Annotated in this window: 20 protein-coding genes; 10 read left to right on the top strand and 10 right to left on the bottom strand. The window is 58.5% G+C overall.

What is annotated here, in order from left to right:
- Positions 1-67: 67 nt before the first annotated feature.
- Genes QPM17_RS16885 through QPM17_RS16875 form a run of 3 tightly spaced genes read right to left on the bottom strand, consistent with a single transcriptional unit; the run spans position 68 to position 4,304 of the window.
- Positions 68-2,368, bottom strand: a complete 2,301-nt coding sequence (locus QPM17_RS16885) for an efflux RND transporter permease subunit (protein WP_285392103.1) — start codon at positions 2,366-2,368, stop codon at positions 68-70.
- The gene (locus QPM17_RS16880) at positions 2,308-3,222 is read right to left on the bottom strand and encodes an efflux RND transporter permease subunit (protein ID WP_285392102.1); all 915 of its coding nucleotides are present in this window, start codon (positions 3,220-3,222) and stop codon (positions 2,308-2,310) included. Before QPM17_RS16880 ends, QPM17_RS16885 begins: the two co-directional genes overlap by 61 nt.
- Positions 3,222-4,304 carry an efflux RND transporter periplasmic adaptor subunit gene (locus tag QPM17_RS16875; RefSeq protein WP_285392101.1) on the bottom strand — a complete coding sequence of 361 codons (1,083 nt, stop codon included), beginning with the start codon at positions 4,302-4,304 and terminating at the stop codon, positions 3,222-3,224. The genes QPM17_RS16880 and QPM17_RS16875 overlap by 1 nt, the downstream gene beginning before the upstream one ends.
- Positions 4,305-4,508: 204 nt before the next feature.
- Here QPM17_RS16875 and QPM17_RS16870 point away from each other — a divergent pair, with 204 nt between their 5' ends.
- A complete protein-coding gene (locus QPM17_RS16870) occupies positions 4,509-5,876 on the top strand; it encodes a WS/DGAT/MGAT family O-acyltransferase (RefSeq protein ID WP_285392100.1) in 1,368 nt (455 codons plus the stop codon).
- Between the two features lie 3 nt (positions 5,877-5,879).
- On the opposite strand, the gene QPM17_RS16865 is transcribed toward QPM17_RS16870, so the two are convergent.
- Together QPM17_RS16865 and QPM17_RS16860 are read right to left on the bottom strand one after the other, a co-directional pair.
- Positions 5,880-6,287 (bottom strand): NINE protein, encoded by a 408-nt coding sequence (locus QPM17_RS16865; RefSeq protein ID WP_285392099.1) that lies wholly within the window; start codon positions 6,285-6,287, stop codon positions 5,880-5,882.
- 378 nt (positions 6,288-6,665) lie between these two features.
- Positions 6,666-7,772 carry a helix-turn-helix domain-containing protein gene (locus QPM17_RS16860; protein WP_285392098.1) on the bottom strand — a complete coding sequence of 369 codons (1,107 nt, stop codon included), beginning with the start codon at positions 7,770-7,772 and terminating at the stop codon, positions 6,666-6,668.
- Between the two features lie 231 nt (positions 7,773-8,003).
- Between QPM17_RS16860 and QPM17_RS16855 the strand changes: the two genes are divergently transcribed.
- Complete coding sequence (locus QPM17_RS16855; RefSeq protein ID WP_285392096.1) at positions 8,004-8,894, top strand: metal-dependent hydrolase; 891 nt, start codon at positions 8,004-8,006, stop codon at positions 8,892-8,894.
- Here the strand turns inward: QPM17_RS16855 and QPM17_RS16850 are convergent.
- The 3 genes from QPM17_RS16850 to QPM17_RS16840 all read right to left on the bottom strand — a co-directional run bounded on the left by QPM17_RS16850 (position 8,839) and on the right by QPM17_RS16840 (position 11,708).
- Positions 8,839-9,660, bottom strand: coding sequence for a class II glutamine amidotransferase (locus QPM17_RS16850; RefSeq protein ID WP_285392095.1), 822 nt, complete (start codon positions 9,658-9,660; stop codon positions 8,839-8,841). The two genes, QPM17_RS16855 and QPM17_RS16850, sit on opposite strands and share 56 nt — an antisense overlap.
- A complete protein-coding gene (locus QPM17_RS16845) occupies positions 9,653-10,756 on the bottom strand; it encodes a GGDEF domain-containing protein (RefSeq protein WP_285392094.1) in 1,104 nt (367 codons plus the stop codon). Before QPM17_RS16845 ends, QPM17_RS16850 begins: the two co-directional genes overlap by 8 nt.
- 136 nt (positions 10,757-10,892) lie before the next feature.
- The gene (locus QPM17_RS16840; protein ID WP_285392093.1) at positions 10,893-11,708 is read right to left on the bottom strand and encodes an SDR family NAD(P)-dependent oxidoreductase; all 816 of its coding nucleotides are present in this window, start codon (positions 11,706-11,708) and stop codon (positions 10,893-10,895) included.
- Positions 11,709-11,886: 178 nt separating this feature from the next.
- Here QPM17_RS16840 and QPM17_RS16835 point away from each other — a divergent pair, with 178 nt between their 5' ends.
- Both QPM17_RS16835 and QPM17_RS16830 read left to right on the top strand, forming a co-directional pair.
- Complete coding sequence (locus QPM17_RS16835) at positions 11,887-12,345, top strand: NfeD family protein (RefSeq protein WP_285392092.1); 459 nt, start codon at positions 11,887-11,889, stop codon at positions 12,343-12,345.
- A gap of 2 nt (positions 12,346-12,347) precedes the next feature.
- Positions 12,348-13,382: an SPFH domain-containing protein gene (locus QPM17_RS16830; protein WP_285392091.1), complete on the top strand. Its 1,035-nt coding sequence runs from the start codon at positions 12,348-12,350 to the stop codon at positions 13,380-13,382.
- Between the two features lie 37 nt (positions 13,383-13,419).
- On the opposite strand, the gene yfbR is transcribed toward QPM17_RS16830, so the two are convergent.
- Positions 13,420-14,013, bottom strand: coding sequence for a 5'-deoxynucleotidase (gene yfbR / locus QPM17_RS16825; RefSeq protein ID WP_285392090.1), 594 nt, complete (start codon positions 14,011-14,013; stop codon positions 13,420-13,422).
- Positions 14,014-14,122: 109 nt separating this feature from the next.
- On the opposite strand from yfbR, the gene QPM17_RS16820 reads away from it, so the two are divergent.
- On the top strand, positions 14,123-14,935 hold the full coding sequence (locus QPM17_RS16820; RefSeq protein WP_285392089.1) for an SH2 domain-containing protein: 813 nt from the start codon (positions 14,123-14,125) through the stop codon (positions 14,933-14,935).
- 11 nt (positions 14,936-14,946) lie between these two features.
- Here the strand turns inward: QPM17_RS16820 and QPM17_RS16815 are convergent, their stop codons facing one another.
- Positions 14,947-17,874 (bottom strand): DUF748 domain-containing protein, encoded by a 2,928-nt coding sequence (locus QPM17_RS16815; RefSeq protein WP_285392088.1) that lies wholly within the window; start codon positions 17,872-17,874, stop codon positions 14,947-14,949.
- Between the two features lie 179 nt (positions 17,875-18,053).
- On the opposite strand from QPM17_RS16815, the gene pdxH reads away from it, so the two are divergent.
- From pdxH to QPM17_RS16790, 5 genes are all read left to right on the top strand, one after another.
- Positions 18,054-18,689: a pyridoxamine 5'-phosphate oxidase gene (gene pdxH, locus QPM17_RS16810; RefSeq protein ID WP_285392087.1), complete on the top strand. Its 636-nt coding sequence runs from the start codon at positions 18,054-18,056 to the stop codon at positions 18,687-18,689.
- Positions 18,670-19,416: a 4'-phosphopantetheinyl transferase family protein gene (locus QPM17_RS16805; protein ID WP_285392086.1), complete on the top strand. Its 747-nt coding sequence runs from the start codon at positions 18,670-18,672 to the stop codon at positions 19,414-19,416. Before pdxH ends, QPM17_RS16805 begins: the two co-directional genes overlap by 20 nt.
- Positions 19,417-19,418: 2 nt before the next feature.
- A complete protein-coding gene (locus QPM17_RS16800; RefSeq protein WP_285392084.1) occupies positions 19,419-20,006 on the top strand; it encodes a DNA-3-methyladenine glycosylase I in 588 nt (195 codons plus the stop codon).
- A 110-nt stretch (positions 20,007-20,116) separates the two neighbouring features.
- Positions 20,117-20,422, top strand: coding sequence for a DUF6482 family protein (locus tag QPM17_RS16795; protein ID WP_285392083.1), 306 nt, complete (start codon positions 20,117-20,119; stop codon positions 20,420-20,422).
- The gene (locus tag QPM17_RS16790) at positions 20,419-20,871 is read left to right on the top strand and encodes a DUF3429 domain-containing protein (protein ID WP_285392082.1); all 453 of its coding nucleotides are present in this window, start codon (positions 20,419-20,421) and stop codon (positions 20,869-20,871) included. The genes QPM17_RS16795 and QPM17_RS16790 overlap by 4 nt, the downstream gene beginning before the upstream one ends.
- The last annotated feature ends 35 nt before the right edge of the window (positions 20,872-20,906 follow it).

The following is a 20,906-nucleotide window of genomic DNA, read 5'->3' as shown; positions in this document are numbered from 1 at the left end:
AGCGAAGCGAGTTCTTTTTCCCAAAGAAAAAATAACCCCACCCCCCGAAGCGGCGACTCCCCCCAGGCTAGCCACCAGCCCACCGACGCCGCCACCCCAGAACAAACACCGTAAGCGCCGGCAAAAAGGTAACAGTCACCGTAGCCGCCCCAGCCAGACCGAACAGAACGATAGCACCCACACCGCGGTAAAGCTCGGTGCCTTCGCCCGGCAGGAAGACCAGCGGGGACAGGCCGCAGATGGTGGTTAGGGTGGTCATGGCAATCGGCCGCAGGCGGGTTTCCACCGCGCCGATGACCGCATCCACCACCGATATATCCCGATGACGCAGGTTCTGCCTTGCCTGCTCCACCACCAGGATCGGGTTGTTCACCACCGTGCCCATCAGGATCAGGAAGCCCAGCATGGTGATCATGTCGAAGGGCTGGCTCAGAGGCAGCAGGCCGATCTTTGGCAGTAAGCCGCCTACCAGGTTCATCAGTGCCAGGCCAACGATACCACCGGCAACGCCCAATGGAATGGCTGTCAGGATCAGCAGCGGGAAGCCCCAGTGGGCGAAGATGGCCACCAGCAGCAGATAGACAATCACCACCGCAATGATGAAATTGCCGCTCAGGGCATCACGGGTAGCGTTGAGCTGGTCGCTGGCGCCGGAGATGTCTATGGACACGCCGGTGGGCAGCTCGCCGCTGTCGCGCATGGCGTCCAGCAGTTCCGTGCGGACCCGTTCAACGCCGGCTTCCAGCGGTACATCGTCTGGTGGGATCACGTTGAGGGTGACGGTACGGCGGCCGTCCAGACGGCGCACGGTGCTGGTATCCACGGTTTCCTCGATGGTCGCCAGGCTCGATAACGGCAGGGTGGCTCCCTGGGGGGTGTGGACCATTACATCCGGCAGCTCGTCCAGGCTCGGGTTTCTGCCCTCGCTGCCGTAGATGTAAATGTCGATCTTGTCGTCGTCCAGAAAGAAGTCGTCCACGTAGGAGCCTTCGGTCAGTGACGCCACAGTGAAACCGATTGCCTCGGTGCCAAGGCCCAGTTCCGCGGCCCGGTCCCAGTCAGGCCGCACCTGGATCAGAGGCTGGGCCAGGGAGAGCGTGGCTGGCCGGGTCTGGATGCGGGGGTTGTCGAAGATTTTCTGGGCGCGGCCATAGGCCGTGTTGGCGACTTTATAGATGGAGGCCAGATCCGGCCCGGAGATGTCCAGGTTTATGCTACGGGTGCCACCGTCGTTGCTGGAGATGATTGAGCCCTTGGCGGCGAACGCCCGCATGCCCGGGAACTGCTCGTAGAAGCTGGTAATTTCATCCATCAGCACTTCAATGTCACGGGGGTTGATGGTCTCCGCGATGATTCGCACGTTGGTGGGGCTCACCTGCATGTTCAGGTAGGCCAGCGGCGGGATCGGGGTTTCGCCGCTCTCATAGGCGTCCCGCTCTGCCTGCACGTGGGGCAGGAAGCGGTTTTCCACCTGCTTGGCAATGCTTGCCATCTCGGTCAGGTTGTAACCCGGCGGGGCATTCATGGACGCGAAGGTTTTCGGTTCCTCACCTTCCGGCAGGTATTCCGCAGGCGGCGTCAGGAAAACGATGATCCAGAAACTCAGCGCGACGGTTCCCACAATCACCACAAACCGTCTGACAGTGCCGCTGACCATCCAGCGCACCGCTGCCACCACCCTGCTGGCCCACCCTGGTGACACGGTGTTGCCATACTGATCGATCCTGCCCTTACCATTCCCGAAATCCAGCCGTGCACTGAGGGTTGGAATCAGTGTTACAGCCACCAGCATCGAAGCGAATATGGCTGACGAGATAGCAATAGCCACATCGGAATACAGCTGCCCCGCTTCTTCCTCGATAAACAGGATCGGCAGGAACACCAGGATGGTGGTCATGGTGGAAGCCAGTACCGCAGGCCAGACTTCCTGAACCCCCTTGAGCGCCGACTCGAACCTGTCCAGGCCCAGCCGACGATGACGTTCGATGTTTTCCAGTACCACGATACTGTTGTCCACTGTCATGCCGATGGCAAAGGCAACACCGGCCAGGGAAATCACGTTGATGGTGCGGCCGGTGATCATCAGCCCCAGAAATGCGGCAATGGCACAAAGCGGAATACCCACCACGCCCACAAAGGTTGCCCTGGATGAACGCAGAAACAGGAACATCACCAGGGTGGCAAACACGGCACCAATACCCAGGTTGGTCCAGACGTTGGCGACCGAGGCTTCCACATAGCGGGCATCGTCGGCAGTCAGGGCCAGCTGCATGCCTTCTGGTTCCAGGACTTCCCGGTTGATGCTCTCTACTTCCTCCAACATGCCACGTTTGATCTCAATGACGTTGGAGCCGCTTTCCCGCCGCACCTGCAGGCCCAGTACCCGCCGGCGTTGATAAATGACAGTTCGCGGATGCGGGAATGGTCCTGGGCCACGGTTGCCACGTCAGACAGCCTGACCACGCTGTCGCCGCTGCGGGAGACCACCAGGTTACGCAGCTCCTCAATATCGCGGAACCGCCCGACGGTGCGCAGCAGATAGCGGCGCTTGCCCGCGTCCACTTCGCCGCCGGACACGTCCCGGTTACGACTGGTGATGGCGTCCCGCAGGTCCAGCAGGCTCAGGCCGCGCTGTGCCAGTTTTGCTTCGTCCACGGTGATCTGCATCTGGCGGTCAGCGCCGCCACCCACCGTGACTTCCGACACACCGGCCACGCTCTCCATGCGCGGGCGAACCCGGTCTTCCACGAAATCCCGCATCAGGTCGATATCCAGTTCCCGGGGATTGTCCGGCAGGGTGGATACCCGGAAATACATAAAGGCGTTGGAGGAGAAGGAAGCCGCCACAATACGCGGTTCATCCACATTGGCGGGGTAGTCGGAAACCTGGCTCAGGGCATTGTTCACCTGGATCAGGGTCTCAGTGATATCCACACCGAAAGGAAACTCCAGCTCGATTTCGGCAGACCCGCTGGAAGCGGTGGCGGCCATCTCGCTCAGGTTGGGCACGTTGCGGAGATAACGCTCCTGTTCGATCAGGATTTCCTTCTCGATATCCTGTGGCGTCGCCCCCGGCCACTGTGTTTCCACGGTGATGGTGCGGACCTCCAGGTCCGGAATCATCTGTACCGGGATACGCAGCGCCGCAGCGGCACCGATAATGGCCAGAATCAGCGTGACCACGGTCACCAGGGTGCCGTGGCGAATGACGCCGGCGAACATCAGCGCGAGCCCCGCTCAGCCAGCCTTACCCTGGCGCCATCTTCGAGGGACTCATTACCGCGGATCACCACTTTCTCATCGCCCTCCAGGCCGCTGAGGATTTCCATGCGGTTGTCAAAGCTGGAGCCTACCTCTACCCGCTTTTCCCGGACTTCGTAGAGGTCGTCGTCCACCGGTTCGGCAATCCAGACTGTAATGCGGCCGTCGGGGTAACGGTTGATGGCATCCCGGGAGACGGTCAGCCCCTGTTCACCCGTGGAGACCCGTAACGTTGCCTGCACCGCCATGCCGGGCAGCACAGCCAGTTCTTCAGGCCCCGTCGCCCGCATCAGGAAGGTTCTGGCCCGAGGGTCGCTGACCGGCACCAGGGACTCAATGGTGGCCGGCACTGACTCCCGGCCGGCACCATCCACCTTCACAAGTAATTGCGAATCATCGTTGATGCGGTAGTAGTAATCCTGGGGCACCCGGAAATCCAGACGCAGATTGGTTATGTCTACCAGGGTAAGCAATTCGTCGCCGGGGGAGACCCATTCTCCAAGATCACTGGCTCGATCACTGATCACACCGTCGAATGGCGCTTCGACGCGGTGACGCTTGAGTACAACCTGGCGACGTTTCTCCTCGGCTCGCAGTCGGGCGAGCGTGGCTTCCGTGGCCGCGACTTCGCTCTCGCGGGCACGTACTTCAGTGGCGGCAATATTGCGACCGGCGCCCACCGAGCGGGCTTCCGCCAGTCTTCGCTCTGCCTCTTCAAGCCGGGCACGAGCTTCGGCCGCCTCGGCACGGGCGCTAGCCAGTTCAAACTCCGCCTGCTCATCATCCAGAGCTACCAGAAGATCGCCTTTGGCAACCCTGCTTCCGGTTTCAACCCGTACATCCTCCACAAGCCCGGCTACCGCCGTGGAAAGCAGAGACGTACGCAGTGCGTTGACAGTACCGTTCAGGCTGACTTCGCTGATGATGTCTGAGGTTCTGACCTGCTCAAGTTCTACCCCGGGGCGCTCCTGCGCCTGAAGCAGAGATAGCGAAGAACACCACAACCCGAGCATGACAGCCAGTTGCCACACGATTGGTTTCACTGAGTTACCTCTTTATCCTTGTGCGATTCCTGCGTTGAATTCTGTCTCCTGAAATTCATTTAAACCTACGTCCCGAATTCCCGGCCAGACCTGTCGAAATCGGTGTTTCAGGCCTGTTCAGCCGGCAACCGGTACTTCCACCGAACCTTAAATGCTGCAACACTGGCGACCAGACAACAACCAGAACAATGCGAGATTTGTACCGTGAAACCACTGAGCCCGTTAGACCAGGTGTTTCTTTGGCTGGAAAAGCGCCAACAGCCGATGCATGTCGGCGGCCTGCAGCTGTTTTCCTTCCCCGAGGATGCACCGGATAACTATGTGGCTCAGTTGGCGGACCAGTTGCGGGAACAGAGCACCGTCACACCGCCGTTCGACCAGCGACTGATCAACCGGTTCGGCCAGCCATTCTGGGTGGAAGACGAGCACCTGGACCTGGAGCACCATTTCCGCTTCGAGGCTCTGCCCACTCCCGGCCGGATTCGTGAATTGCTGGCATTCATCTCCGCTGAGCACAGCCATCTGATGGATCGTGAGAGACCCATGTGGGAGTTCCACCTCATCGAGGGCCTGAAAGACCGGCAGTTCGCTGTTTACACCAAGGTACATCACTCCCTGGTGGACGGCGTGTCAGCGATGCGACTGTTCCAGCGTATGCTGTCCGGAAACCCGGATGAACGGAACATGCCCCCGATCTGGGCTCTACCGCCTCGCAGCCGCCCCGGCATCGACGATAGCGGCCCCTCCATGTGGCGCAATGTCGCCCATCTTTTGGGGGAATCCGGTAAACAGCTGGGCACGGTACCTGCCGTCACCAGAGCATTGCTGAGCACGGTCAACCGGGCGCGAAAAGACCCGGCTTACGACTCCATATTCCATGCCCCCCAGTGTGTCCTTAACGGCAAGATAACCGGCTCCCGCCGCTTCGCGGCCCAATCCTACTGCCTGAAACGTATCCGGGCGGTCTGCAAGGCCTACGAGACAACGGTCAATGATGTGGTCATGGCCATGTGCGCCACCGCGCTGCGAACCTACCTGATGAACCAGGACGCACTGCCGGAAAAACCACTGGTGGCAATGGTGCCGGTCTCCCTGCGCAAGGATGACAGCTCAGGCGGCAACCAGGTGGGCATTATCCTGGCCTCGCTGGGCACCCATCTGAACGATCCCGCCGAGCGGTTGCGCTATATCCATGAGGATGTGAAAGCCTCCAAAGAACGATACGCCAGCATGTCGCCAGAGGAGATCCTGAACTATACGGCGTTATTGCTGGCGCCCGCAGGCTTCAACCTGCTGACCGGGTTGGCACCGAAGTGGCAGACTTTCAATGTGGTGATTTCCAATGTCCCGGGGCCGAAGGAACCCAGTTACTGGAACGGTGCAAAACTGGAAGGCATGTACCCCGTGTCCATTGCCATGGACCGGATCGCCCTGAACATGACCCTGACCAGCTACTGCGACCAGATAGAGTTCGGACTGATCGGCTGCCGCCGCACGCTCCCCAGCCTGCAGAGGATGCTGGATTACCTGGAAGAGGGCCTGGCGGAACTGGAAAGTGCCGCCGGTATTTGAGCTTTAACCGAATCTTTTCTCTCGATTACGCTGGGATATCTGATCGTTGAGCGTCCAGAAGTCGTAGAGCACGCCCAGCAGAAACAGGCCGCCGGTAAGCAGATAGATAATGCCGGTGATCCATTTGCCCATGTACATCCGGTGGATGCCGAGCACCCCGATGAACGTGAGCAGAATCCAGCTGATGTTGTAACTCACCTCACCGGCTTCGTACCGTATGTCGGCCTCTCGATCCATGGCGGGTATCAGGAACAGGTCAATAATCCAGCCGATAAACAGCAACCCGAGGGTAAAGAACCAGATGGTGCCGGTAATGGGTTTGCCATAGTAGAACCGGTGTGCCCCCAGGAATCCGAAGATCCAGAGCAGGTAGCCGATGAGTTTGCTGTGGGTATCCTGGTTCGTTTCCATTTGGTTTCCTTTTGACTTTGGTTTTGGCCTGAATCGTTGGCCCCAGCCTGCTGGGTAGGGTGCCTGGCCGGGGGGATGGGATATTTTTCCTTGGGAAAAAGAACTCGCTTCGCTCAGACACCTTTTTCCTGGCGGAAAAATATCCCATCCCCCCGTCCGTCAGACTATTAGGGCATAGTCCGCGATTACAAACTGAAAAAAGTGACGAAACCGAAAGACAGCCTTCTCCATGGTAAATGGGTGTGGGGTGGTGGTATTTATTTTTTCTCGCAAAAAATGGTGTCTGAGCGAAGCGAGTTCATTTTTCGAAAAAAATAAATACCACCACCCCGCAACCACGCTCCCAAGCCAGAGGCAAAAGGACCGGAGGCACCAAACTCAAGGCCCAACCTCAGGAGCCGGATCAGGACCACCCTCACGGAATTCACTGGCGGACTTCCCAGTCCACTTGCGGAAAGCGCGGCTGAAGTTGGACAGGTCGGCGTACCCCAGCTCGTAGGCGATCTCGCTGACCGACTGGTTGGTGTAGCGCAACAGCTGGATGGCCCGGTCTTTCAGTACGGCTTCCACAATTTCCCGATAGGTGGTGTCTTTCTCCGCCAGCCGCCGCTTCAGGGTACGGGACGAGACGCAGAAACGTTCCGCCATGGCCTCCAGTGAGGGCAACGGCCCTGGCATCACGTGAAGCATGTTGCGAATGGCATAGGTGATGTCACCCTGGTCCTTCAGCGCTTTCTGCAGCTCGAGCTCGCACTGGTCCCGCGCCATCCGGGATGCTTCCGCGTCCGCCAGCCGCATTCTGGTGTCCAGCAGGCCCTTGGGGAACACCATGGTTTCTTCTGGCTGACCGTATTCGAAGGGTACCGGCAACTGGGAGGCAAACTTCCGGTAATAGGAGGGTTCCGGCGAGGTCAGTTGCACTTTCACACCGGGGAGCTTGCCGTCCGTCAGGGCGAAGCCCTGTTTTTCAGCGTCCTCACGGTCAATCAATTGTTCCGCCAGCATCATCAGCGTGGCGCTCACGGTTTCCGCAAGGAAACGGTAGCCGGTGGGCACGTCAAATTCCGTCCGTAATCGCACCAGCACATGATCGCCGGTGTCGGTCAGAACCATGGTGAGGAAGGGGACTCGCAGCTGCAGGTAACGCCGGACCGAATCCAGGGCGCCGGCAAGGGTAGGGCTGGTCAGGGCTGCAAAGCCCAGGGTGCCGTGAATTGTTACCCTTAACTCCCGCGCCAGCATGAAACTCAGGCCGTCCTTACCGGCGAGGTTCAGCGCCCGCTCTACCATCACGATGGCGTCGGTTACGAACACCCGGCTGTCGTTCGATTTCAGGTCCTGGGGCGTGAACTCCATGCCTTCATACAGGGCGCGGTCGTTGTACCCCAGTTGCCGCACTACGTCCGCCAGCACCCGGAGATACACACCAGGAACCAGAAACAGTCCCAGCATCTGCCGTTCTTTTTCCGGGCCCGGATTCGTCATGCAGGTACCTTTATTGTTGTGGAAGGACTCATTGCTTCCGATGCTATCAGAAGCCCGGCACAGCGACACTGTGACTGGAGGCACCTGCAACCACGTCAGCACAGTCAATTGAGGCCAGCTCTGGCCCCTACTCCACGATGGCCGTCCCCTTTTCGCATTCCAAGCCTGGCTTGACTCACCCACACTGATGCCATCACATCAGCCATAGCGCCAACGCGCAGGAGTACTGACATGCTGAGAACGAAAACCACTGAACCCGCGCCGGTTGCACGCACACCGGAGAATGTCGCCATCAAACCCCAGCGCATGGGGTTCAAATTCGGCGAAAAAGTCCCTCATTACTGGCTGGACAAGAGTTATACCCTGAGCCATACCATGAACGCGCTGTCTGTCCTGTTTCCCCAGGGCGAGCAGTTTTTCGTGGACTCGGTCCGCTACTTCCAGGACCAGATCAAAGATCCCAAGCTGAAAAAAGACGTGCGCGGCTTCATCGGCCAGGAGGCCATGCATTCCCTGGAGCACAAGGCCATGAACCAGCATGTACGGGATCAGGGCATGCCGGTGGAGGAACTGGAGGCACATCTGGAAGTGGTGCTGGGCCTTGCCAAAAAGCTGCCTGAACGCCACCAGCTGGCCATCACCTGCGCCCTGGAGCACATGACGGCGATGATGGCAGATATGCTGCTGGAGCGGGACGATGTTCGCGAGGACATGCACGAAACCATGCGCCCGCTCTGGGTATGGCATGCCATCGAAGAAACCGAGCACAAGGCGGTGGCCTACGATGTGTTCAGCCAGGCCGGCGGCACCTACGCAGAGCGCACCTTCTACCTGGCCTTCAGCACCGCGGCACTGGGCGTGATGGCCAGTTACTTCACCACGCGAATGATGCTGAACGACCGCAAGAACTTCTCATTGAAGGACGGTGCCCGAAGCCTGTGGCGGATGTGGGGTAGGAACGGAACCTTCTCGAGCCTGATTCCCACCTGGCTGGAATACTTCAAGCCGGGATTCCACCCCTGGGATCATGACAACAGTGAGCTGATTGCCCGTTTCAAGGAGCAGATCAACGAGTATATTGCGCCGGAGTATCGTGGTGGGAACCGCCGGACGATCCAGTAACACCCTTGAGGATAACGACCCCCTGTTGCCACATCCGCCACTCACCCGGCTGGTAGATGTCCCAGTGTTCATCGGATGTGAGTGGCTCGGTCACAATCACGCTTACGATGTCGTTGGGGGTCGTTTCTGCCTCGAAATCCACGGTGACGTCTGCGTCCTTGAGGCGCGCGGGGCGGAAAGGGGCGCGGCGGGTAATGCTGGCCATCCTGTTAGTGCAGTAGGTAAACAGCCAGTCGCCGTTGCTTAGCAGCAGGTTGAAAACACCCTGGCGGGCGTAGCCGCTGGAAAGCCGAACCAGAGTCTCGGCCACTAGCTCGGGGGGAGCATGGCGATCGCACTCACTGCGCAGGTGATTGAGAATATCGCAAAACAGCGCCTCACTGTCGGTATCGCCAACCGGTTCGTAAAATCCGGGGCTTGCAGTAAACCCGGCGAGCTGTCCGTTGTGGGCAAACGTCCAGTAGCGTCCCCAGAGCTCCCGGATAAACGGATGGGTATTGGCCAGGCACACTGAACCTACATTGGCCTGCCGTATATGACAGATAGCCACTTCGCTCTTGATGGGGTGTGTCTGTACCATTTCCGCGATGCGGGAATTGGCGCTGGCCCCGGGTTCGTGGAAGGCTCGCACCCCCTTGCCCTCATAGAACGCCACACCCCAGCCATCCTTGTGGGGACCGGTTTCGCCTCCGCGACGGGTCAGCCCCGTGAAACTGAAACAGAGATCCGTCGGCGTGTTGGCACTCATGGCCAGAAGTTCACACATGCTGCCTGCTCGCAAGCCTCGGATTTTTGACGGCAGTGACGCCCGCCCGGATCACCCTGTTACGGCCTGAACGCTTACTGCTGTATAGACAGTGGTCGGCTATCCGGAACAGGGTTTCGGCTTCGGAGCCATTCTCAGGGTAGTGGGCAATACCGAAAGAGGCGGTCACACGAATCACGGCTTCTCCATATTGCAGCTCACTGTCAGCGATACGCTGACGCAGCTCGTCCATCAGTTCAAAGGAGTCCTCAGGTTTCACATCCCGCAGGATCAGGCCGAACTCTTCCCCTCCCAGACGGCCGACGGAATCGGTGATTCGCAGACGTTCAGTAAGACGCTGACTGACATCACGCAACACCCGGTCACCGGCTTCATGGCCCATGGTGTCATTCACCACCTTGAAATGGTCGATGTCCATGATCACCAACGCAAAGCCAGCGCCACTGCGGGCGGACTCTGCAATGGTCCTTCCAAGGCTACTCTGGAAGCTGGCCCGGTTTGACAGGCCGGTAAGCGCATCGGTCTGTGCCAGGGTGAACAGCCTCTGCTCAGCTTCCTCACGGCGGGTTTCATAAAGGTGTATGAAGCCCAGCATCAGCACAGCGCAAAGCACCATGTTCAACAGGTCAATCATGCCCCCCGCGTCGGCGATGAACTCCAGATGGATGTAGTAGGTAACACACCCCGCCACCATAAACGGCGCGCTGAGCAGGAGACCTTCCTTCTTGCCCAGCAGGAGATAGGCCAGGACCGGCATCATAAGAACCCACACAAAGGCGGCAACCGAGGCGTCAGGCACCACCATGATCAGCAGGGCGAAAGAAAATCCGGTGACCAGGTAGCTGTATATCCAGATTTGCAGATGGGGTGTCCGGTCGATGCGAGTGACACCGAGGAACAGTAGTGCACTGGCGACAAATTCCCCGGCAGCCAGCCAGAGATAGCCGTTGAGAACCTGCAGGCAGCCGAACACCACCAGCGCGGAACCAGTAACCAGAAACAGCGTCCGCATCAGCGAGCGGCGATGGGTGTCCCGGAGCCCTGAGCGGCTTTGCTCAAGCGACGCACCAAGATCCGGGTGCTGTTGTGCTTTCATGCTGCCTCCTTCCCTGAAATACAGCGAGCCTCGGGCTAACCCTGTACGTAAAATATACAGGGCCAGTCACCGGGGTTCAATCACTCCGGCGACTGGGCTGATGACCAGGGCTTTACGGCAGGCACCGCAGGACGGATCAGATATAGAGGTTCTTGCGGGAAAAACGCTCAACCAGCGGTTGATAGGCTGACCCGAGCACCCGGTTCAGGGCATCAATGCCCCATGCATCCGGCCCCACAAGAATACGGGACTCATCCTTCAGGATGCCCCGGACAATGGTGTTAGCTGCTTTGGCGGGAGTCGTCATGGCAATCTTGTCGAAGCCCTTGCGTTGGGCTTCGGCGTTCTCGGACTTACCCATGCGAGCGGAGTTGGCGATGTTGGTACGGATACCTCCGGGATGCACGCAACTCACCGCCACCGGCAGTTCTTCCAGTTTCATTTCCTGGCGCAGGGATTCCGTGAAACCGCGAACCGCGAACTTTGCGGCATTGTAGGCGCTCTGTTTGGGCACCCCTATCAACCCGAAAACACTGGAGATATTGACCACATGGCCGTCCCCGGATGCAATCAGGTGCGGCAGGAATGCGCGGGTACCGTGAGCTACGCCCCAGAAGTCGATATCCATAATCCACTTGAAGTCTTCATCGGTCATCTCCCGGACACTGGACGACAGGGCCACACCGGCATTGTTGATCACCAGATTGACCTGTCCAAAATCACTCAGGACCTGATCCGCGTGGGCATAAATGGCATCCCGGTCCGACACATCCAGATGATAGGTTCTGACTTCCGCGGTGCTGCATTCCTCTGCAGTTTCGGCAAGACCCGCCTCGTTAACGTCCGACAGTGCCAGTCGACACCCCTTTGCCGCCAATGCCACGGCCAGTGCCCGGCCAATTCCCGAACCCGCACCGGTTACCACAGCTACCTTATTGTTCAGATCCTTCATCGTCGATGACCTCTTGTTATGCGATGTGCTGCTTACTCTAACAGGTGTCGGGCTCGTGGATATGGCAATAATACACCCGTAAGCGGGGCAATAGAGCCACTTTCGGTGACCCGTGCATGGGTGACAGGGTACAATCACCCACTCCCACCATTTACCGGTTACTAGCGGATATTTCTGTATGGAATGGAGTCTTACTCACTTCTGGCTGATTCTCGCACTCATACTGAGCCTCGCGGAACTGACATCCGGAGTCCTGGTTTTGCTGGCGCTGGGTATGGCGGCTGCATTGACGGCAGTGCTGACCTTTCTGGGTGCCCCCTTTGAATGGCAGCTGGTGGGCATGGGTGTATTTTCAGGCATTCTCGTCCCGGTCGCCGTTCGCTGGATCAAGCCAAGGTTTTCCCCCAAGGGCGTTGCTTACGGAACAACGGGCACGGGCGTCGAGCAGGGCGAGCGATACCGGACGCTGAAGCGGGATTTCGACAACGCCTGCGGCATCAAGGTCAACGGCGACTTCTATCGCCTGCGCACCAGTGATACTGGCATGACCGAATTGCCGGAAGGCACCGAAGTTGTCTTCGAACGTTTTGACGGCACTACCGCCGTTGTTCACACGATCACTCACAAGGAGCAGTAAACATGGAATCGGTTATTTCCCCAGGGCTGGTTATCAGCCTCATTTTTGTCGTCATTGGTATTTTCATCATCGCCAAGGGCCTGGTTATCGTGCGCCAGTCCGAGGTGATGGTTATCGAACGGCTGGGCTCATTCAACCGGGTACTGGAAAGCGGTGTGAACATCATCATTCCGTTCATTGAGCGCCCCCGCGCCATTATCATGACCCGATATGTCCGCCTGGGTGACGAATACCACCCCAGCAGCAGCTTTGAAACACGCATCGACCGCCGCGAAACGGTCATGGACTTTCCGGGTCAGCCGGTGGTGACCACCGACAACGTGACCGTGAATATCAATGGCGCGTTGTACTACCAGATCATCGACCCACGCCGCGCTGTCTATGAAGTCGCCAATATGAGTCAGGCTGTGGAGGTGCTGGCTAAAACCACTCTGCGTTCAGTGGTAGGCAAGATGGAACTGGACAAGCTGTTCGAATCCCGCAGCGAAGTGAACAACGCCATCCAGGCGGAGATGGAAGAAGCCGCCTCCAAATGGGGTGTAAAGCTGACTCGCGTTGAGGTTCAGGACATCAGCATGCCTGAGGAAGTGGAAGAGGCCATGCGCCTGCAGATGGCTGCCGAGCGCAAGCGCCGCGCCACCGTGACCGAGGCCGAAGGTGAGAAATCCGCCGCCATCGCGATGGCCCAGGGTCAGCGTGAATCCGCCATTCTCAACGCTGAGGGTGACAAGGAGTCTGCCATCCTGCGCGCCCAGGGTGAACAGGAATCCATCCGGCTGGTATTGAGTGCCATAGGGGATACCGAGGACAACAAGCAGACCGTTATTGGCTACCTGCTGGGTCAGAGCTATATCAAGGTGTTGCCGAACATGGCCAAAGAGGGCGAGCGGGTCTTTGTGCCCTACGAATCCTCGGCACTGCTGGGCTCCATGGGAATGTTCCGGGAACTGGCCGGCAGCCCCGAAGACATCGTACGCCAGAGCGTGAAGCAGGATGGCCTGCGAGGCGGCATGGTGGCATCGGCGGGCAACAGCTGAAGCGACCGGACGCAAACCGCAGCAGCCGCCATCAGCCTTACCCCAGAAGGTTGTCGAGCGGCCGCTGGTAGCCCGGCGCAAACACTTCCAGAAAATAGAGTACTTCCGGCAGGCCATCTTCCTCCAGCTTTTTGAGGATGTGGCCCGCCGCCGGCTCGAATTCCTTGTTTCCCGCCTGCATTTCCGCCTGACATTTCAACAGCGCCGACAACCGGTCAGCCGCTTTGATCAGTTCCTTTTCTTCCGGTGTCCACCGGGACTCACGAATATAGGGGGCAAATTCGTCACGAAGGTCGTCAGGCAGCAGCGCCAGCAACTCCCCTTCCGCCTTGTGCTCGATATCCCCGAAGGCTTCCCGCATGACCCTGGAGTGATACTTGACGGGCGTTGGCATATCCCCGGTAATAACCTCGGTGGCATCATGATAGAGCGCTGCGGCCGCCACCCGGTCAACATTGACTGTCCCTCCAAAATGCCGGTTGCGGATAATGGCGAGAGCGTGAGCCAGGGTTGCCACTTCCCAGGAATGGGTGGCAACGTTCTCTTCGATGGCATTACGCATCAATCCCCAGCGTCTGATCCAGCGGAGCCGGGAGACGTAGGCAAAGAAATGGCTGAGGGGACGGCTCATAAGGAAACTCTCCCGTTTTGCATGAGTTTATATTTGGCCTCTTCTGCCAAGAATTAAACGATGGTAATGTGAATCTCTGTTCAACTATTGCTGTCGAGGAGCCGCGACCTTGAATCCCAGACGCCCACTGAAAACGGCCCTCCTGTACCTCTGCCTGCCTATAGCCCTGGGCTTTACTGCCAACGTTTCATCAGAAACGGAGATCGCTGTCGGCGCCTATCACTTCCCACCCGTGGCGGCCATACACGACGATAACGAGGCAGCGGGTTTGCTGGGAGAACTCCTTGCTGAGCTGGAGGCCGCTCATCAGGACGTCACCTTTCGCATCGTACACACCTCCCCCCAGCGCAGGTATCTGGATTTTGAAGCAGGTTTGTACGACGTCATCTTCTTTGAAAGCCTGGACTGGGGCTGGGAGTCCCGGCCAGTCGATGCCACAGCCCCGGTGCTGGTAGACGAGGATGTCTATGTAGCTCTCACCAAGCCCGGCCGGGACCAGAGCTTTTTCGATAACATAGCCGACCGGAATATTGTCGCCATTTCCGGTTATCACTATGGCTTCGCTGGCCTGTCAACGAACAATGCGGAGCTCCAGGAGCGCTTCAGCATTGAATTTTCCCACAGTCATCGACGCAACCTGAGCCTGATCAAGGCTGACCGTCCGTCACTGGCAGAAGTGGCCGTCATCAGCCGCTCCTATTTCCGGATGTACCTTGAGCAGAACCCTGAGGACAGCGGCCGGTTCCTGGTGTCCGATGTGGCCGATCAGAGGTATTTACTCCGCATCCTGGCCCGCAAAGGCGGACCGATCAGTCACAAACGGCTGGAGCAGATGTTGTTACCGTTGATCGAACAGGGGCGTTACCAGCAAATGGTCAGGAATCACGGACTTCAGCAACCGGCTGACCTGCCCGGGCACTGAACGCGAGAACGTCAGCGGGCATCCAGCTCAAAGCCAACCGTGACCTTGCCATTCTCATCGGCACTTGCATCGCGTACCGGGTCCAGCAGGAAAAGCTGGCTGTCTGGCACCTCGTATTTCTCCAGCATTTGCTGACGCAACCAGGTTCCTCGGGCAGAAGCGAGGTTGCCAAGGGCCTCCGGTGGCAGGTCAATATCGGTCACCAGCCTTTCCACCAGCGCCTGCGCCCATTCTGACTGACTGATCTCCCCGTCAGAGCCGGCAGCATCACTCCTGAACTCCTCTACAGAGGCGAGATAATCCGAACTGGCGTAGGCCTGCTCCAGCCTGGCAATACGTGTAGATGCCGGGTCTGCCTCAGCAATGCCCAACTGATCGAACAGCCGCTTCTGCCTCAATCCACTGCTATCGGCCTCCGGTGAAACGGCACCGCGAATGTTCAGAACCAGGGCGGGGCGGTCATTCAGTGCTTTGCCCAACGCCTCCAGCTTGGCGCTTTCGCCTTCGGCCAGTTCAACCCGGCCAGGCTCAAAGCTGATGCTGCCCAGATCCTCTCCGGACAGACCCGCCATATCCACTATTGAGCCCAACATGCTGAACGGCGACGTAGCCGCCTTTGCAACCAGGTTGACGAACGCGTTCATAACAACCTGGCCGATACTGAAATCCGGGCTTTCCAGATCACCACTGATGGGAAGGTCAATATCGATAACCCCGTTGCGGTCCCTTAACAGGGCCAGGCCAAGCTTGACCGGCGCACTGACTGCGTCGTCGCTGGGTACCGGCTCCCCAAGCTCAAGACGGTCCATGATAACGCTGTTGCCGGCATCAATGCTGGTGCCGGTGAAGCTGTAATCCAGATCAAGGTTCAGTTTGCCGCTATCCACACCATAACCGAGATAACGGCCAAAGTAGGGTGACAACATGGGCAGCGACAGATTCTCCATGGTCAGCTTGAGCTCGCTGGTGTCTTCCTTACCCAACGTACCTACGGAGCCATCAAGCGTCATGCTGGCAACCTCGCCAACGCGGCCCTGAATCGTTACCTTGCCCTGCTGCGGGGCAATGTTGCTAAGGCCGGTAACAGAGCCACGCAGTTGATCAAATCGGGTGGAGAAGGTTGGATCGAGAGTGCGATCGGCGTAGGAAATGACACCCTCCTCCAGCATCAGTTGCCCGATCCGGAATATAAACTCTGGCTCACTTTCCTCTGCCGATGGCTGATCACTGCCTGCTGATGCCTCTCCGTCAGCCTCCTGAGCCGATGTCGACCGCACGATGCGCTCAAGGTTATGCACGCCATCCTCTTCCCGAATCACATTGACCATGGGACCAGCCAGCGTGATGGTTCCGATTTCCAGTCGCGCCGGTGCCACATTGTATTCCACCGGTTCGAGACGAAGATTCTGCCAGCCAATCAGGCTTTCATCGCTATCCCCGAGCCGAAGATCCAGCGACACCACCTCTCCGGTACCACTGAAGGTGCCGGTCAGGGGGTCCTGCTGCTGGTCCAGGTCGAGGTTACCGTCAACACTCAGGCGGCCATTCCGGACATCCAGGTTTGCGGCTTCCCTGACGTAGGGACCGAACTGGGCCAGAGCAATGTCGGAGGCAGTAATTCCGGCGTCCAGGGTGAAAGGCGCGATTGTGGCCTGACCGTTGAACACCAGCCTCCCTCCGTCACCAAGAGAGGCCTCAGCCTTGTAGTTGACGGGCTCCTCCAACTGGTGTGACAGCCTGTCAACCTGGAGTGCCAGGTCTGTCAGTGACAGATCTGCTCCGGCCTGCACCTGTTCATCGCGCCAGTTCACCGAACTGTTATCCAGTTCCACCCCGGCTACCGACCAGCGCAAAGGCATGTCGCTGTCAGCTGACTCCTCCGCCGGCTCCTCATCATCGCCGCTCTGAAACGGTTCAAGCAGGTTGATCATTCCGTCCGGGCCCCGGTGCAGTGACAGGGCCACGCCGTCAATCCTGACCGTTCCAGTGGCCAGTTCGCGACTGTTCAACCCGAAGCGAATATCATCAACCCGGATGTTGTCTGTGGTGAGCATCTCGTCACCATCATCCATCAGGCCAAGGTCAAGGTTTTCAACGGTAAGCTTGCCATTGGAAGTGGAGAGGAAAAGCCGGTCGGCGGACTGCAGCTCGTATTCCGAACTCAGAGCGACGCTGCCGTTACGGAGTTCGTATGGTAGAAAGGGCTTGAGGAAGTGCTGGAGCGTGGTGTGGGTTACTCCACCGAGTTTGATGAAGCCTTTGGAATACAGCGGAGAGATGCTCAGATCCCCCTCCCACTCGATGGTCTGACTCCCTACCGCCGCCAGCAGATAGTAGTTGCTGTCGGCCTCCTCACGGGGCCAGGTAGCCAGATCGTTAAGCGCCAGGTCCAGTGGTGTGACCCGGAACTCCTCTTGCCCCTGCTGACTGAAGTCCCGGAACAACAGTTCCCCACCGGATACCCTGACACGGTCAAAATAGAGGCGGACGGGTTCTCCGGCCGCGCTCTCATCGGTGGTGCTGTCTCCCGATGGCGGGTTGTTCGCCTGCCAGTCCCGGGCAAAGTTGACGCTGTAGTCTTCCAGCAGGTCGAGCCGGATGTAGGTCTCCTCCAGTTCGATATTTTCCAGAGCAACAATTCCGGTAACCAGCCGCCAGATCCCGAGATTGGCATAGAGTCGGTCAAAAGCCGCAACCTGTTCGCCGTTCCCGTCCTCCGCATCCAGGTTCAGGACCTCTATGCTCATGGCGAAGGGATTGACGCGAATCTCTTCAATCTGCGCCTGCCATCCCAGATGCTGTTCCAGTCTTTCCGGCAATGCCCGTTCAAGCCACCAGGGCAGTCCCAGAAACCCCACAAGGGCATAGATCACGACCAGAACCAGTACAACTACCGAGATATTTCTGGCAGACAGACGTCGTGTGCGGTTTGCAACCACCCTGTTCTCCTTGTTGGTTATCCGTAACGGGCACGGCGCGGCCCCTACCTTTCCCACAAGGATAGTCTGCAAGTAGCGGTTTTGTCAGCTGGAAACGCCGACAGACTGACAAGGCGCAGTGAACCCGATATTCTGTTGTGAACGTATTGAACGACAAATTCCCGAGACAGGTAACCCTGATGGACATTAGCGATATGCGCCGTGACTTCGAGAGCGAAGGACTGGATCGTGACGCTCTTGATGACAACCCGGTCAAGCAGTTCCAGACCTGGTTCGGCGATGCCCGCGAAGCCGGCATTCTCGAACCCAATGCGATGTCGCTCGCCACCACTGGAAGTGACGGCATGCCAGACATACGAACCGTATTGTTGAAATACTTCGATGAATCCGGCTTCGTCTTCTACACCAATTATGGCAGCCGTAAGGCCCGGGAGCTGGCGGAAAATCCGAAAGCGGCCCTGCTGTTCCCCTGGATAGGCCTTAATCGCCAGGTGCGGATCCAGGGTGTGGTGGAGAAGGTCAGCAAGTCAGAGTCACTGCGTTACTTCGCCTCGCGCCCACGGGGCAGCCAGATCGGTGCCTGGGTGTCGGAACAGAGTCGGGCGATCACCTCTCGCGGGCTGCTGGAGCAAAAAGTTGCCGAGATGAAACGCCGCTTCAGCGAGGGTGAGATTCCACTGCCTGACTTCTGGGGTGGCTACCGGGTAGTGCCGCAACGCATTGAATTCTGGCAGGGCCGGCCAAGCCGACTCCATGACCGCTTTGAATACGTCAGACAGAACGACGGGTGGACCATTGACCGGCTCCAGCCCTGATTTCGCACCCAGGGTCTGGTTGTGCCAGGAACCGGCCTCACCTTGCGACGTGGCACCAGGCTGGCTGACTGCCTTCGAGCGGGCAACGGTAGCCGGCCTGAGTGGTTTCCGGCGACGGGAGTACCTTTCCAGTCGCTGGCTGATTCGCCAGGCACTGACGGAAGCGTCCGGTGTTCCCGGCCCGGATTGCTGCCCGGTGGACGGCCGGCCTGTTAACTCCGAACATCCGCCTGGCTGGCATTTGTCCCTCAGCCACAGTCACGGGCTGTCCGCCTGTGCTGTATCCGCCACCCCGGGCCTGGGGCTGGATATCGAACCCAGGCACAGGCATCCACACTGGCAGAAGGTGGTTGAGCGGTGGTTTACGCCCGGTGAGCAGGCATGGCTACTCTCCGCCAACTGTTGTGAAAGCTTCCTGACAGTCTGGACCCTCAAGGAAGCCTGGCTGAAGGCAACCAGGCGGGGAATTGCCCGCAACCTGCAGACACTGGAGGTTTACCCGGATTTCACCCTATCTGGCGACCAGGATGAAGGCTGGATGGCCTCCGCGGGCGAGGTTGGCGATTTCCTGGTAGCGCTGGTTTACCGTCAGCACGGAAATTCGCTACCCTCGGGCTCACTACTACAATGCCCTGGTGAGACGCTTCCGGTTAGCCACCCCGCAGAAAGAATGTCCCCGGTGAACTGGCTGTTTCACCACCCTATTATCACTCGCGAGCAGGAGTAACCATGAAAGACCAGCAGCGCTGCCCCTGGTGCGGTGACGACCCCCTGTATGTCGCCTACCACGATAACGTCTGGGGCCGGCCGGAGTACGACAATCTGGCGTTGTTTGAAAAGCTTTGCCTGGACGGCCAGCAGGCAGGGCTTAGCTGGATAACCATCCTCAGGAAACAGGAAAACTACCGCGCAGCCTATGATCACTTCGACCCGCAACTCATCGCCAGTTACGACAACAGCAAGATTGAATCCCTGTTACAGGATCGGGGCATAGTCCGCAACCGCCTCAAAGTGGAGTCCATTATCCGCAATGCCAGGGGATATCTGGAGCTGACGGAGCAGGGCCATTCATTCAGCGACTTTCTGTGGTCTTTTGTTGATGGCCAGCCGGTACAGAATCACTGGAACAGTATAAGTGAGGTGCCGGTATACACCCCGGAGGCCGAGGCCATGTCCCGGGCCCTGAAGCAACGCGGCTTCAATTTCGTCGGCCCGACCATTGTCTATGCATTCATGCAGGCTGTGGGAATGGTGAATGACCACCTGACTTACTGTCCACAACATCCTGTTTGCCGCGACCTGGCCGGCAAGGGTTGAACCCCCGTTTTTCCTGCCTGTTTCACCCTCAGGGATGATCTCAAACCAACCGCCACTCGTAAGTCCGTGGGTAGCACATCATCCCCGAGTACTACCGTGAGAGCGAAACAGTGAGAATAACCCTGGAAGAACTCAGGCAGACGCCAGACCTGACCATTGCCCTGCTGGAAATCATTTCCCTGGAGGGCCAGCAATACATGGCCAGACTGGTGATCGACGAAGAATACCATCTGCTATCAGATGCCAAGGGCCAGACCCAGCTATTCCGCAGTAGTTGGCAGGTCCAGGACATGCTGGCAGCATTCCACATTGCTTCCACTGACGTGGTTCACCCCTCTGCCTACCACGAAATGGTCGGCATGGAACCGGCCGACATCGAGCCCATGAGAATACGGGTCCAGGGGCGCCACTCGTGATTGCCGTCGCCAGGCTAGCCATTGTCGTTGGCATTGCCGGGCTGCTGCCGTTCCTGGCAGCCATCATCGGCCTGTTCATGATGCCGGCCAAAAGCGTGGCCATCATCAGCTATTTCTATCTCTATAGCGCCGGCATCCTCGCCTTCATGGCAGGCATCTACTGGCCCCTGGCCATGCAGCTTGAAAACCGGTGCTACCCCATATCACCCCTGGTCACCATGCTGCTCAGCCAGGTGTTTTTCGTCTCCGCAGGCATTGGGCTTCTGTTGCCCGTTGCGGCGCAAATCGTGCTTTATACCCTTGCCTATCTCGGCCTCTATATTGTCGATGCACGCTGGATGCGGGGATACTGGCCCGGCTGGTATCTCAGACTGCGGCTGGTACTGACTGCCGTTGTTCTGGTCTGTCAGGTGGTGGCGGGCACCTGGTTTTTCATGACCCACGGCTGAACTTTTCCTTCCCCGGCTGACGGTCGCGGGGTACA

This window comes from Marinobacter azerbaijanicus (genome assembly GCF_030250645.1).
In the GTDB taxonomy this organism is placed as follows: Bacteria; Pseudomonadota; Gammaproteobacteria; order Pseudomonadales; family Oleiphilaceae; genus Marinobacter; species Marinobacter azerbaijanicus.
The sequence above is the reverse complement of the archived record's forward strand: the minus strand, read 5'-3'. Positions and strand labels throughout refer to the sequence as shown.

Coding starts and splice junctions, on each gene's coding strand:
- QPM17_RS16855 (WP_285392096.1), top strand. CDS start 8,004: ATGCTGAGAACGAAAACCACTGAACCCGCGCCGGTTGCACGCACACCG.
- QPM17_RS16800 (WP_285392084.1), top strand. CDS start 19,419: ATGAAAGACCAGCAGCGCTGCCCCTGGTGCGGTGACGACCCCCTGTAT.
- QPM17_RS16880 (WP_285392102.1), bottom strand. CDS start 3,222: ATGTTCGCCGGCGTCATTCGCCACGGCACCCTGGTGACCGTGGTCACG.
- QPM17_RS16835 (WP_285392092.1), top strand. CDS start 11,887: ATGGAATGGAGTCTTACTCACTTCTGGCTGATTCTCGCACTCATACTG.
- pdxH (WP_285392087.1), top strand. CDS start 18,054: ATGGACATTAGCGATATGCGCCGTGACTTCGAGAGCGAAGGACTGGAT.
- QPM17_RS16830 (WP_285392091.1), top strand. CDS start 12,348: ATGGAATCGGTTATTTCCCCAGGGCTGGTTATCAGCCTCATTTTTGTC.
- QPM17_RS16860 (WP_285392098.1), bottom strand. CDS start 7,772: ATGACGAATCCGGGCCCGGAAAAAGAACGGCAGATGCTGGGACTGTTT.
- yfbR (WP_285392090.1), bottom strand. CDS start 14,013: ATGAGCCGTCCCCTCAGCCATTTCTTTGCCTACGTCTCCCGGCTCCGC.
- QPM17_RS16845 (WP_285392094.1), bottom strand. CDS start 10,756: ATGAAAGCACAACAGCACCCGGATCTTGGTGCGTCGCTTGAGCAAAGC.
- QPM17_RS16865 (WP_285392099.1), bottom strand. CDS start 6,287: ATGGAAACGAACCAGGATACCCACAGCAAACTCATCGGCTACCTGCTC.
- QPM17_RS16840 (WP_285392093.1), bottom strand. CDS start 11,708: ATGAAGGATCTGAACAATAAGGTAGCTGTGGTAACCGGTGCGGGTTCG.
- QPM17_RS16850 (WP_285392095.1), bottom strand. CDS start 9,660: ATGTGTGAACTTCTGGCCATGAGTGCCAACACGCCGACGGATCTCTGT.